At 71.8% G+C, this 13,072-nt stretch carries 10 protein-coding genes, 4 tRNA genes and 1 pseudogene; 4 read left to right on the top strand and 11 right to left on the bottom strand.

Translation table 11 applies throughout. From position 1 onward, the window contains the following. The first annotated feature begins 120 nt into the window (after positions 1-120). The gene (cofC, locus tag ACZ5OX_RS36110; protein ID WP_465636086.1) at positions 121-804 is read left to right on the top strand and encodes a 2-phospho-L-lactate guanylyltransferase; all 684 of its coding nucleotides are present in this window, start codon (positions 121-123) and stop codon (positions 802-804) included. 98 nt (positions 805-902) lie between these two features. Further along, positions 903-1,124, top strand: coding sequence for a hypothetical protein (locus ACZ5OX_RS36115; protein ID WP_392883854.1), 222 nt, complete (start codon positions 903-905; stop codon positions 1,122-1,124). A 199-nt stretch (positions 1,125-1,323) separates the two neighbouring features. On the opposite strand, the gene ACZ5OX_RS36120 is transcribed toward ACZ5OX_RS36115, so the two are convergent. From ACZ5OX_RS36120 to ACZ5OX_RS36170, 11 genes are all read right to left on the bottom strand, one after another. Next, a complete protein-coding gene (locus ACZ5OX_RS36120; RefSeq protein ID WP_465636088.1) occupies positions 1,324-2,070 on the bottom strand; it encodes an HU family DNA-binding protein in 747 nt (248 codons plus the stop codon). A 133-nt stretch (positions 2,071-2,203) separates the two neighbouring features. After that, on the bottom strand, positions 2,204-2,551 hold the full coding sequence (locus ACZ5OX_RS36125; protein ID WP_402416625.1) for an SCO5555 family protein: 348 nt from the start codon (positions 2,549-2,551) through the stop codon (positions 2,204-2,206). A gap of 182 nt (positions 2,552-2,733) precedes the next feature. After that, on the bottom strand, positions 2,734-3,330 hold the full coding sequence (gene leuD / locus ACZ5OX_RS36130) for a 3-isopropylmalate dehydratase small subunit (protein WP_449791284.1): 597 nt from the start codon (positions 3,328-3,330) through the stop codon (positions 2,734-2,736). 3 nt (positions 3,331-3,333) lie between these two features. Continuing rightward, positions 3,334-4,758: a 3-isopropylmalate dehydratase large subunit gene (gene leuC, locus ACZ5OX_RS36135; protein ID WP_465636090.1), complete on the bottom strand. Its 1,425-nt coding sequence runs from the start codon at positions 4,756-4,758 to the stop codon at positions 3,334-3,336. Positions 4,759-5,099: 341 nt separating this feature from the next. After that, positions 5,100-5,174 (bottom strand) — tRNA-Gln (locus ACZ5OX_RS36140). 49 nt (positions 5,175-5,223) lie between these two features. Next, positions 5,224-5,296 (bottom strand) — tRNA-Glu (locus tag ACZ5OX_RS36145). A gap of 47 nt (positions 5,297-5,343) precedes the next feature. Further along, positions 5,344-5,416: transfer RNA gene (locus ACZ5OX_RS36150), tRNA-Glu, on the bottom strand. Between the two features lie 37 nt (positions 5,417-5,453). Further along, positions 5,454-5,525, bottom strand: a tRNA-Gln gene (locus tag ACZ5OX_RS36155). A gap of 238 nt (positions 5,526-5,763) precedes the next feature. Continuing rightward, positions 5,764-7,194: a glutamate--tRNA ligase gene (gene gltX / locus ACZ5OX_RS36160; protein ID WP_465636102.1), complete on the bottom strand. Its 1,431-nt coding sequence runs from the start codon at positions 7,192-7,194 to the stop codon at positions 5,764-5,766. A 61-nt stretch (positions 7,195-7,255) separates the two neighbouring features. Further along, positions 7,256-8,056: a fumarylacetoacetate hydrolase family protein gene (locus ACZ5OX_RS36165; RefSeq protein ID WP_465636092.1), complete on the bottom strand. Its 801-nt coding sequence runs from the start codon at positions 8,054-8,056 to the stop codon at positions 7,256-7,258. A 265-nt stretch (positions 8,057-8,321) separates the two neighbouring features. Next, the gene (locus ACZ5OX_RS36170) at positions 8,322-8,540 is read right to left on the bottom strand and encodes a hypothetical protein (RefSeq protein ID WP_380456464.1); all 219 of its coding nucleotides are present in this window, start codon (positions 8,538-8,540) and stop codon (positions 8,322-8,324) included. 638 nt (positions 8,541-9,178) lie between these two features. Here ACZ5OX_RS36170 and ACZ5OX_RS36175 point away from each other — a divergent pair. Further along, positions 9,179-12,970 (top strand): nitrate- and nitrite sensing domain-containing protein, encoded by a 3,792-nt coding sequence (locus tag ACZ5OX_RS36175; RefSeq protein WP_465636094.1) that lies wholly within the window; start codon positions 9,179-9,181, stop codon positions 12,968-12,970. Positions 12,971-12,980: 10 nt separating this feature from the next. Then, positions 12,981-13,072: pseudogene (locus tag ACZ5OX_RS36180) on the top strand (roadblock/LC7 domain-containing protein); the annotation flags it as partial.

The following is a 13,072-nucleotide window of genomic DNA, read 5'->3' on the forward strand; positions in this document are numbered from 1 at the left end:
CGCCCGCTCACCGGCTGTCGAGCAACCGCGCCAACCCGCCCGGCGGGCGTGATCAAACGCACGTCCGCACAGCTCGAACGGCCTGGCGAGGGCTCCGGGACCGGCGACACAATGACGCCGATGACCCAGGACACCGTACGCCCCAGTGGACCCGTCGCGCCCCCCGCACCCAAGGCCGGCTGGTCGCTGGTGCTTCCGCTCAAGTCGCTCGACCTGGCCAAGAGCAGACTGGCCCCGTACGCCGGACCGCACCGGGCCGACCTGGCACTGTCCTTCGCGCTGGACACCGTCGGCGCCGCCCTGGCCACTCCGGGCGTCGGCCGGGTCCTGGTGGTCACCCGCGACGCCGGGGCCGGCGCCCGGCTCGCCGCGCTCGGCGCCCTGGTGGTCGCCGACGAGCCCGGCGGCGGCCTCAACCGGGCGCTGGCGCACGGCGCCGCGCGGGCCCGGACGCTGGCCCCGCAGGCTCCGCTGGCCGCACTCTCGGCCGACCTCCCGGCACTGCGCCCGGCCGAACTCGCCCGGGTGCTGGGCGCGGTGCCGCCCGCCGGCCGGGCCTTCCTGCCGGACTCCCCCGGCCTCGGCACCACGCTGCTCGCCTGCGCCCCCGGCCGACCGCTCTCCCCCGCCTTCGGGGACGGCTCCCGGGCCCGGCACGCGGCCGGCGGGGCGCTCGAACTGCGCCTCGCGGACGTGGAGTCGGTGCGCCGGGACGTGGACACCGGTACGGACCTCGGCGAGGCCGCGGCGCTCGGCCTCGGCCCGCACACCAGCGCGCTGTTCGCCCGCCTGAACTCGCGCTGAGCCTGCGCTGGGCCTGCGCTGAGCCCGTTCCGGCCCCGCCCGGGACGCCGCCCGACCTGCTCCAGGGCCCAGGACGGCCCGCTCGATATGCTGCTCGCATGCAGGCCACCGCGTTCACCTTCGACCCCGCCACCCGGGCCGGCTCCGTGCTGCTCGACGACGGGACCCCGGTGCCGTTCGACGCGGCCGCCTTCGACGCCGGCGGCCTGCGGCTGCTGCGCCCCGGCCAGCGGGTGCGGATCCGCACCGAGGGCACCGGCGAGGCCCGCCGGGTGGTCTTCGTGACGCTCCAGACCTTCCCCGACCCCGCCGAGGCCTGACCGGCCCGATCGGCCACCGCCCGGGCCGCCGGCCCGCTTCCCGCCACGCCGTCCTGGTCGCCCCCGCGCCGCCGTGCGCCGTCGATTCCTGACTGAGCGCCCGGAAACCGAAAGAGCCGCGGCGCCCGGTCTCCGTGAATTCACGGAAGGGGTGCCGCGGCTCCTGGCCGAAGGCCGTCCGAGGACGGTCGCGCGGGACTTACTTGGCAGAGGTCTTGCGCGCGGTGGTCTTGCGGGTGGCGGTCTTCTTCGCCGGCGCCGTCTTCTTGGCCGTGGCGGTCGCCTTCTTGGCGGTGGCCGTGGTCTTCTTGGCGGCAGCCGTGGTGGTCGCCTTCTTCGCCGCGGCCGTCTTCTTGGTCGCGGCGGCCTTGGTCGCGGTCGCCGTGGTCTTCTTGGCGGCGGTGGTCTTCGCGGCCGTGGTCTTCGCGGTCGCCTTCTTGGCGGTGGCCGTGGTCTTCTTGGCGGCGGCCGTGGTGGCCGTCTTCTTGGCGGCGGCCGTGGTCGCCGTCTTCTTGGCGGCGGCCTTCTTGGTGGCCGGAGCGGCGGCGGCAGCGGCGGCGCGCTTGGTGGCGGCACGCTTGGCGGCCGGGGTGGCGGCGACGCCGCTCTTGCCCGGGGTGAGGGAGCCCTTGGGGGCCTTCTTCACCGAGGGGCCTTCCTTCGGCAGCTTCTTGCTGCCGCTGACCAGGTCCTTGAAGCCCTGGCCCGGACGGAAGCGCGGGACCGAGGTCTTCTTGACCTTGACCCGCTCGCCGGTCTGCGGGTTGCGGGCGAAGCGCGCGGAGCGCTCCACCTTCTCGAAGGTGCCGAACCCGGTGACCGAAACCCGGTCACCGGCCACAACGGCACGGACCATGGTGTCGAGCACTGCGTCGACGGCCTCTGCGGCAGCCTTGCGACCGCCCAGCTGCTCGGCCACCGCTTCGACAAGCTGAGCCTTGTTCACGTCTTCCCCTTCGGAAACGAGCGCCGGATGATTCCATCCGTTCTTTTCGCACGTTAGGTATGTATCTGCGGACTTTCAATTACCAAACGCGCGAATCACCCTAGTGTCGCAATGGATTTGCGCGTCGGCGACCTCAGTCGAGCGGCGGGGGCCGCTCGTCGAGGTCATGTACAAAGCGACTCAACCGCCTTGCCGCCTCCGGAAGATCGCGCTTGGCGGTCTCGGTGACGATGAGGAGTTGCCGGGTGAGAGCGGTCTTTGCATCGGCAGACACGTTCAGCGCATGCACGCGGGCGTGAGCTTGCTTCAACCGCTCGGCCACGAGCGCGTAGAGCGCTGCGACTTCCTGGTCGTCCGGCCCCTCAGCTGGTGCGGAGGTGACGTCCGGCCGGTCGTCAATTCGGCGTTCGGATGGCCGGCCCCTGGAGTCCTCAGCCGCGGGTTCGCCGCCCGCGTACGGAGGTTCATGGTGCCGGTGCATGTACTGATTGTGCCATCTACCCGCAGTTGTACTTGCGCGGGCCCCTCTTCCGCAAAGCCAAATGGGCAATCCGGGGCGGGCCCCGGCGCTAACTCGTGCTCCGGAACGACGGATGGCCCGGCCCCCCCGAGGGGGGCGCGGGCCATCCGGTGGATCGTCAGAATGCTTGTTCTGAGGGGAACTCAGGCGGCAGGCAGAGTGCGGGGCTTGAAGCTCGGACGGGTCGCCTCGAAGGCCGCGATGTCGGCCTCGTTCCGCAGCGTGATGCTGATGTCGTCCAGGCCGTTGAGCAGCCGCCATCGCACGTTGTCGTCCAGTTCGAAGGCCGCCGTGACGCCTTCGGCACGCACTTCGCGCGCCTCCAGGTCGACGGTGATCTCGGCCGAGGGGTCACTCTCCGTGAGCGCCCAGAGCCGCTCCACGGTCTCCTGCGGCAGGACGACCGTCAGCAGGCCGTTCTTCAGGGAGTTGCCCCGGAAGATGTCGGCGAAGCGCGACGAGATGACCGCGTGGAAGCCGTAGTTCTGGAGCGCCCAGACGGCGTGCTCCCGGGAGGAGCCGGTGCCGAACTCGGGGCCGGCCACCAGGACCGTGGCACCCTGCCGCTCGGGCCGGTTGAGGACGAACGACTCGTCCTTGCGCCAGGCCTCGAACAGGCCGCCCTCGAAGCCGGATCGGGTGACCTTCTTGAGCCAGTGGGCCGGGATGATCTGGTCGGTGTCCACGTTGCTGCGGCGCAGCGGGACGGCCCGGCCGGTGTGGGTGGTGAACTTCTCCATGGCTCAGGCCTCCACGGCTGCGACGTCGGCGGTCAGGTCGGCGGGGGCCGCGAGGCGGCCCAGGACGGCGGTCGCGGCGGCGACCTGCGGGGAGACCAGGTGGGTGCGGCCGCCCTTGCCCTGCCGGCCCTCGAAGTTGCGGTTCGAGGTGGAGGCGCAGCGCTCCCCCGGGGCGAGCTGGTCGGGGTTCATGCCCAGGCACATCGAGCAACCCGCGTGGCGCCATTCGGCACCGGCCGCGGTGAACACCTTGTCCAGCCCCTCCTCGACGGCCTGCAGGGCGACCCGGACGGACCCGGGGACGACCAGCATCCGTACGCCGTCGGCGATCCGGCGTCCCTCCAGGACGGCGGCGGCGGCCCGCAGGTCCTCGATCCGGCCGTTGGTGCAGGAGCCGACGAAGACGGCGTCGACGGTCACCTCGCGCAGCGGGGTGCCGGCCTCCAGGCCCATGTACCGCAGGGCGTTCTCGGCGGCCACGCGCTCCTGCGGGTCGGCGAAGGAGGCCGGGTCGGGCACGTTAGAGCCCAGCGGGGCGCCCTGACCGGGGTTGGTGCCCCAGGTGACGAACGGGGTCAGCTCGCTCGCGTCGATGAAGATCTCGTGGTCGAAGACCGCGTCCTCGTCGGTGCCCAGGGTCTTCCAGTACGCGACGGCGGCGTCCCAGTCCTCGCCCTGCGGGGCGTGCGGGCGGCCCTGGAGGTACGCGAAGGTGGTCTCGTCCGGGGCGATCATGCCCGCCCGGGCGCCGGCCTCGATCGACATGTTGCAGATGGTCATCCGGGCCTCCATGGACAGGCCCCGGATCGCCGAACCGCGGTACTCCAGGACGTAGCCCTGGCCGCCGCCGGTGCCGATCTTCGCGATGACGGCCAGGATCAGGTCCTTGGCGGTGACGCCCTCGGGCAGTTCGCCCTCGACGGTGACCGCCATGGTCCGGAACGGCGCCAGCGGCAGGGTCTGGGTGGCCAGCACGTGCTCGACCTGGCTGGTGCCGATGCCGAACGCCAGTGCGCCGAAGGCGCCGTGGGTGGAGGTGTGGGAGTCGCCGCAGACCACGGTCATGCCGGGCTGGGTCAGGCCGAGCTGCGGGCCGACGACGTGCACGACGCCCTGCTCGACGTCGCCGAGCGAGTGGATCCGGACGCCGAACTCGGCGGCGTTCCTGCGCAGGGTCTCCAACTGCACCTTGGAGACCGGGTCGGCGATCGGCTTGTCGATGTCCAGGGTGGGGGTGTTGTGGTCCTCGGTGGCGATCGTCAGATCGGTGCGGCGGACCGTGCGGCCGGCCAGCCGCAGCCCGTCGAAGGCCTGCGGGCTGGTGACCTCGTGGAGCAGGTGCAGGTCGATGAAGAGGAGGTCGGGCTCACCCTCCGCACGCCGCACGACGTGGTCGTCCCAGACCTTCTCTGCGAGTGTCCGTCCCATCGGATTCCCTCCAGCCGGCCGCGCTGCCGGCCTTCTCGTGTCGTCGAGTGTCGTCGAGGTCAAAGCGTGTACGCCGCCCGCGAGACTTCCGGGCCGCTCCCGTCCAGAGTGGCGCTTTTCGCCGGAGATTGAACTGGCGTCTCGCGGAGTGAGATCGCGGTCTTAGCGCATGGACAGCGCGAAGGCCCGCGCGAAGGCCCGTGAGGAGGCCTTCCCCGCACCGGTCGGCCGGGCCCCGCAGAACGCCGAAAGGGCCCCACCCGCGACCGGGTGGGGCCCTTTCGGGAAGCCTCCACTGCACAACGAAAAAGACCCCGGGGAACCGGGGTCTTTCCAATTTCTGGCTGGGGTACCAGGACTCGAACCTAGACTAAATGAACCAGAATCACTCGTGCTGCCAATTACACCATACCCCAACACAAAGCAAGGGCCGATGGGCGAGCCCATCGGCTTCCTGCTCTGAAGTACCCCCGACCGGATTCGAACCGGCGCTACTGCCGTGAGAGGGCAGCGTGCTAGGCCGCTACACAACGGGGGCTTTCCAGGTGGTCCCTCGCAGGACCGGTCGATCCCTTGCGGGATCAGTACCCCCGACCGGATTCGAACCGGCGCTACTGCCGTGAGAGGGCAGCGTGCTAGGCCGCTACACAACGGGGGCTTGATCTTCTTTTATGTTGCCGTACTGACGTACTGCGCTGGGGTACCAGGACTCGAACCTAGACTAAATGAACCAGAATCACTCGTGCTGCCAATTACACCATACCCCACCAGAGTTGAACCCTCGCGGGCCCTTCTCAGGCGTTGCGCCTCTCGGTCGGTCCCTTCCGAGGGGCTTTCGTTCCCTCGTCCGTTCCCTCCCGGGCGGCGCAGAAAGAACATTACCCGACGTCGGCCCCGGGTCCAAAATCGATAACCCCAGGCAGCGGCCGGGAGGCCTGCGGATGACCTCCGGGTACGCCGCGGGCCCGGCACGAAGCCGGGCCCGCGGCCTGCTCAGCGGCCCGCTCAGGCGGCCGGCAGGGCGTCCAGGGAGGCCCGCAGCCTGCGCAGCGTCTCAGGGCGTCCCAGCAGCTCCATGGACTCGAACAGCGGCGGGGAGACCCGGCGGCCGGTGACGGCCACCCGCAGCGGCGTGAAGGCGAACTTGGGCTTGATGCCCAGCCCGTCGACCAGCGCCTCGCGCAGCGCGGCCTGGATCGGCTCCGGGGTGAAGTCCGCGAGCTCCTCCAGCGCCTTGATGCTGGCCTCCAGCACCGGGCGGGCGTCCGCGGTGAGCACCTTGGCGGCGTCGTCCGGGTCGACGGCGAACTTCTCCGGCGCCACGAACAGGAAGCCGGCCATGTTCACGATCTCGCTCAGCACGACCATCCGCTCCTGGGTGAGCGGCGCCACCTTGGCGAGCAGGTCCAGCTGCTCGGCGGTGGGCTCGGCCGGCAGCAGCTCGGCGCCCTGGAGGAAGGGCACCAGGCGGCGGACGAAGTCCTCCGGGGCCAGCCGGCGGACGTGCTCGGCGTTGATCGCCTCGCACTTCTTCAGGTCGAAGCGGGCCGGGTTGGCGTTCACCTTGGTGACGTCGAAGGCGGCGACCATCTCGTCCATGTCGAACAGGTCGCGGTCCTCGGCCAGCGACCAGCCCAGCAGGGACAGGTAGTTGAGCAGGCCCTCGCGAATGAAGCCGCGCTCGCGGTACATGTTGAGCGAGGACTGCGGGTCGCGCTTGGAGAGCTTCTTGTTGCCCTCGCCCATCACGTACGGCAGGTGGCCGAAGCGCGGGGTGGTGCCGTTGCCGACGCCGATCTCGGCGAGCGCGGCGTACAGCGCGACCTGCCGCGGGGTGGAGGACAGCAGGTCCTCGCCGCGCAGCACGTGGGTGATGCCCATCAGGGCGTCGTCCACCGGGTTGACCAGGGTGTACAGCGGGGCGCCGTTGGCCCGGACGATGCCGTAGTCCGGCACGTTCTCCGGCTCGAAGGTGAGCGTGCCGCGGACCAGGTCGTCGAAGCTGATGGTCTTGTCGGGCATCCGGAAGCGCAGGATCGGCTCGCGCTTCTCCAGCTTGTAGACGGCGACCTGCTCCTCGGTCAGCTCGCGGCAGTGGCCGTCGTAGCCGGAGGGCTTGCCGGCCGCGCGGGCGGCCTCGCGGCGGGCGTCCAGCTCCTCGGTGGAGCAGTAGCAGTGGTAGGCGTGGCCCGCCTCGTGCAGGCGGCGGGCGACATCGGCGTAGATGTCCATCCGCTGCGACTGCCGGTACGGCGCGTTCGGGCCGCCGACCTCCGGGCCCTCGTCCCAGTCGAGGCCGAGCCAGCGCATCGCGTCGAGCAGCTGGTCGTACGACTCCTCGGAGTCGCGGGCGGAGTCGGTGTCCTCGATCCGGAAGACCAGCGTGCCGCCGTTGTGGCGGGCGTAGGCCCAGTTGAACAGGGCCGTGCGGACCATGCCCACGTGGGGGTTGCCGGTCGGGGAGGGACAGAAGCGAACCCGGACGGCCGGGTCAGTGTTAGCCACGCTTGATCACCTTGTTGGTGAGAGTGCCGATGCCTTCGATGGAGACGGCGACCTCGTCGCCGACGTTGAGGGGGCCCACCCCTGCGGGCGTGCCGGTGAGGATGACGTCGCCGGGCAGCAGCGTCATGGCCTCGGAGATGTGGACGACCAGCTCGGCGACCGAGCGGATCATCAGGGAGGTGCGGCCGGTCTGGCGGAGCTCGCCGTTGACCGTGCACGTGATCGCGAGGTCGCTCGGGTCGAGGTCGGTCTCGATCCACGGGCCCAGCGGGCAGGCCGTGTCGAAGCCCTTGGCCCGGGCCCACTGGCCCTCGCGCTGCTGGACGTCCCGGGCGGTGACGTCGTTGGCGCAGGTGTAGCCGAGGATCACCTCGGGCACCCGGTCCAACGGCACCTCACGGCACATCCGGCCGATCACCACGGCGAGTTCGGCCTCGTGGTGGACGTCCGAGGAGAACGGCGGGTACGCGATGTTCTCGGTCGGACCGATCACCGAGGTGGACGGCTTGAAGAAGGTGAGCGGGACGTCCGGGACGTCGTTGCCCAGCTCCGCCGCGTGGGCCGCGTAGTTGCGGCCGACCGCCACGATCTTGTTCGGGAGCATCGGGCTGAGCAGCCGGACGTCCTGGAAGCGGAAGCTCTCGCCGGTGGGCTGGGGCTGGCCGAACGGGTGGCCGGCCAGCGCGTGGACGACCAGCGAGTCGGGCTGGGAAGGGTCGCCCTCCACCACGCCGAAGGAGACGCTGCCGGCGGCAGGGCTCCCTTCCCGGACGGAAAACCTGGCAATGCGCACGGCTGGGGTACCCCTCGCTTCGTCGGCCGCCCGGGGCGCGCCCGGGCGCTGGTGGGCGCCCCGCCCGCAGTGGGCGCGGCCCCGTCAATCGGTCTCCAGGCTATCGCGTGGGGCCTCGGCTGACCGCTTTGCCCCTGTTCAGGACGGTCGGGGCGGAGTCTGGGCCGACCGGGGCGCGGGGGCCCGGCCGGCGCCCGCCGCACAACGGCGAGGGCGCCGCCGCCACGGGTGTGACGACGGCGCCCTCGACGCGGCGCTGCGGGGGTCAGTCCTGAACGACGACGACCGGCGCGACCATCAGCTGGGTGCGGCGCGGGTTGGCGGTGGCGGCCGGCAGCTCGGTGCCGTAGGTCACGACGTCCTCGGGCTTGCGGGCGCCCGGGATCTTGCTGAAGTCCTCGACCGAGGCCAGCGTCGTCCGGCGCGGGTTCGCCGTGGGGCGGCAGGACAGCGTGGACTTGGTGGCGTTCTTCGCCTGGGACATCGAGAGCACCTCGTGGTCATGGCCGGACCGATCGCGGCGGATCGGGACGACCTGATGGATTCCGATTGATTCGGAGGGGTTCTGGGCAGGCTGATTCGAGGCCGTGCCCAGGCGACAGCCAGGTTACGAGATCTCATTCCACAGAGGCCGTGACCAAAGCTACACATTAGGCTGTGATTTTGCTCACAAAATGCCGAGCAAAATGCAGATATCCGACATATCGCCGCACTCGGATTTTCCGACATTCCCATCGATAAAGGGCATTCCGGAAGGTCTGCGACTCTTCCCGACGCTGCGCCCGCTTGGCATGTATCCGGCGAGTGTCCGAAAAAGGCGGTATTCCGGTCCCGTTGGCACACAGTCCGTGAGATCGCGCAAGCGGTCGGTAGCGCCCGACACCCGGTACCTGCGGCCCTTGTTGGGATTCCCCGGCTGTGCTGGAATGCGACGGACCGTGGGTAGGGAGTGGTCCACCCCGGTGCCCGCTCTCCCGGACCGGCCGGGGGGCGGATGGAAACTCGACACCGTCCAGGCCGTGGCGACGCGGCGGGACGCCCGGTCCAGAGGTTGCGACGCCAGTGCAGGGACGTTTCAAAAGGGGTAGCGGCGCCGCGGGTAACCCGGAGTCGCGTGAGCCTGTGGCAGCCCCTCAACAGGCGGCGGCCCCCGGCGGCCCCGCCGAGCCGGTGACACCCGAGGCCCCCGGCCGCCCGGAGGAGGACGGCCGGGAGCGGAAGTCCACCCGGGACAAACTCCGCACGTCCCTGACCCGGCGCCGCGCCACCGGTCTGAACCGGTTCGCGATGCGCAACTGGCGCATCCGCACCCGTCTGATCGCGCTGCTCGCCCTCCCCGTCCTGGTCTCGCTGGTCCTCGGTGGCCTGCGCATCCAGAGCTCGATGGAGAACTCGCAGCAACTCGCCCAGATGGCCAACCTGGCCGACCTGGCCAAGAAGGCGACCAACCTCGCGGACGCGCTCCAGACCGAGCGCGACATCAGCGCCGGTCCGATCACCCACGACCCGGCCGCCCCGCTGGACGACGACATCGTCGCCGCCCGCAAGTCCACCGACGACCTGAGCCGCACCTTCACCGCGTCCTCCGACAAGTTCGAGAACCTCGAACTGTCCGGCGGCAAGGCGCTGTTGCTCCAGATCCGCAAGGACCTGAACTCGATCGCGGACACCCGCAGCCTGCCGTACCAGAACAACCAGAACATCCAGTCGACGATCACCGCCTACGACGTGATCATCCGCGACCTGCTGTCCATCACCCAGGACATCGCGCTCGCGTCGAACAACAAGGACCTGGTCGTCTCGACCCGCGCGCTGCAGCAGTTCTCGCTGGCGAAGAACGCGACCTCGCAGCAGCGGGCCCTGATCAGCGCCGCGCTCGCCAACCCGAAGTCCCCCGACCTCAGCCCCAGCGACGAGTCCTTCGGTATCCGTCTGCGCAGCTCGTACGACAACGCGATCGCGAGCTTCAACAACATCTACACCGCGCACGACCTGGACAACCTGCGCAGCCAGCTGAGCTACAACTCGGTGGTCGCCGACGCCGACCGCTACGCCTCCACGATCCTGACCCAGAGCGGCATCCGCCAGACCGAGGCGGTCAGCTACAAGGACTGGTACGAGAAGGCCAGCGCCAAGATCACCGCCGAGCGCCGGATCGAGTCCAAGCTCATCGAGAACCTGGACGGCAAGGCCCAGGACCTCCAGTCCCAGGCCGACGCCGACGCCCTGATCATCGGTGTCGCGATCGCCCTGGTGCTGCTCTTCGCCCTCGGTGGCGCCGGTCTGATCGCCCGCTCGATGGTGCGCTCGCTGACCCGCCTCCAGGCCGCGGCCGAGGACGTCGCCGAGCGCCGCCTGCCGGAGCTGGTCAAGACCCTCTCCGAGGCCGACCCCCACGACGTCGACACCACGGTCGAGCCGGTCGCCATCGACTCCACCGACGAGATCGGCCACGTGGCCCACGCGTTCGACATGGTGCACAGCGAGGCCGTCCGCCTCGCCGCCGAGCAGGCCCTCCTGCGCGGCAACATCAACGCGATGTTCACCAACCTCTCGCGCCGCAGCCAGGGCCTCATCCAGCGCCAGCTGTCGCTCATCTCCGAGCTGGAGAGCCGCGAGGCGGACCCGGACCAGCTGGCCAACCTCTTCAAGCTGGACCACCTCGCGACCCGCATGCGCCGCAACGGCGAAAACCTCCTCGTCCTCGCCGGTGAGGACCCGGGCCGCCGCTGGACCAGGCCCGTCCCGCTGGTCGACGTGCTCCGCGCCGCCGCGTCCGAGGTGGAGCAGTACGAGCGCATCGAGCTCGCCGCCGTGCCGTCGGCCGAGGTCGCCGGCCGCGTCGTCAACGACCTCGTCCACCTGCTCGCCGAGCTGCTGGAGAACGCCACCTCGTTCTCCAGCCCGCAGACCCGCGTCCGGGTCACCGGCCACGCGCTGCCGGACGGCCGCGTGCTGGTCGAGATCCACGACACCGGCATCGGCCTGAGCCCCGACGACCTCGCCGAGATCAACGAGCGCCTCGCCAACCCGCCGACGGTGGACGTCTCCGTCTCCCGCCGCATGGGCCTCTTCGTGGTCGGCCGCCTGTCCCTGCGACACGGCATCCGCATCCAGCTGCGTCCCAGCGACTCCGGCGGCACCACCGCGCTGGTCATGCTCCCGGTGGACGTCACCAACTCCGGCGACCGCCGGGGTGCCGGCCGGGCCGGCTCCGGCCAGGGCAAGCAGCAGCGTGGGGTCGCCCCGACGCCGCGCCAGCAGCGCCAGGTCCCGCCCGCCCGCCAGGGCGGTCCGGCCGCGCTCGGCCAGGGCCCGGCCGCCGGTGCCCCGCAGGGCGGGCGCCCGCAGCTCGGCCAGGGCGGCCCGACCGCTCCGGCCGGTCCCGGTCCGCAGGCGGGCCCCGGTCCGCAGGCCGGTCCGGGTGGGCCCGGCGGCGGTCTGCCGACCCGCAAGGTCGGCCAGTCGCTGCGGGAGAACCCCGTCCCGCAGGGCGGCGGTCAGCAGGGCCAGGGCCGACAGCCCGCCCAGCCGCAGCCGAAGCAGAAGCGGCAGGCTCCGCAGAACCCACAGGCCCCGCAGAGCCAGCAGGTTCCGCAGCAGGCCCAGCAGGGCGGTCTGCCGCAGCGCGCCCCGGGCCGTCAGGGCCCGCCGCAGAGCGGCCCGAACGGCCTGCCCCGCCGCGACCGTCAGCAGCAGCCCGGCCAGCCCCAGACCGGTCAGCCCCAGGCCGGTCAGCAGCAGCCCGGCCAGCCGCAGGCCCGTCCGCAGCAGCCCGGCCGGCCGCAGCCGAACCAGCCGCAGGCCGGTCAGCCCCTGCCGGGCCGTCCCGGCCAGGAACGGCCGCGTCCCGGCGGCGAGTTCGACGGCGGTCCGGGTGCCCGGACCGGCGAGCAGCCGCAGCACGGCCGCCCCGGCGGTCCCGGCACGCCGCCGCAGGGTGCCCGCCCGGGCAACCGTCCGCAGGACGGCCTGCCGCAGCGCCGTCCGGCCCCGCAGGGCCCCGGCGCCCCCGGCCGGCCGGCCGCCCAGGGCCCGCGCGGTCCGCAGCGCCCCGGTCCGGACGCGCCGCAGCGCGACCGTCAGCCGCAGCTGCCGCCGCAGGCCCAGCAGCAGCCCCAGCCGCTGCCGTCGGCCGAGCCGGCGCCGGTGGAGAGCACCCAGCAGTTCGCCCGCCCGCGCTTCGAGGCCAGCCAGATCGACCCGCGCGACCCGCTGGGCCTCGGCCTGGTCGAGCCGGTGCTGCCGAACGTGCCGAACCCGCCGCGTCCGGAGCCGGTGCGCCAGGAGCAGGCCCCGCAGCAGCCCCAGCCGCTGCCGCACCAGGAGCCGATGGCGCTGCCGACCGGCGGCGAGCAGCCGTGGTTCCCGCAGTCCGAGGGCCCGCAGCAGGCGCGGCCGCGGCCGTACCAGCCGCGCCGCCCCGGCACCTCCGCGCCGGAGTTCCAGCAGCAGGCCGAGGAGCCGCGGGCTCCGCGGCAGGCGCCCCAGCCGGCTCCCCAGCAGCCGCAGGCCCCCCAGCCGGCTCCCCAGCAGGGCCAGCCGCAGCCGGGCACCGGCGACGCGCCGTGGCGTCCGTCCGCGAACGACGAGCGCTGGCGCCGCGCCGAGCAGATCCGCGAGCCCTCGACCAGCGGCGTCACCATGTCGGGCCTGCCCCGGCGGACCCCGCAGGCCAACCTGGTCTCCGGCACCGCCGAGGCCTCGCCGCTGACCGGTCCCCAGGTCTCCCGGGCTCCCGAGGAGGTCCGCGGCCGGCTGACCAACCTGCGTCGCGGCATCCAGCAGGGCCGCCGCGCCGGGGCCGAGCAGGCCGCCAACCAGGCGGGCTTCCAGCATGGTGCCCAGCAGCCCGGATTCGATAGTTTCGGTGGCCGGAGCGACGGCAACGGCGCAGATCACCAGGAGCGTTGAGTTGAACCAGATGAGCCAGGCCGCACAGAACCTGAACTGGCTGATCACCAATTTCGTGGACAACACCCCCGGGGTGTCCCACACCGTGGTGGTCTCCGCGGA

Source organism: Kitasatospora sp. NPDC032121 (assembly GCF_055580145.1).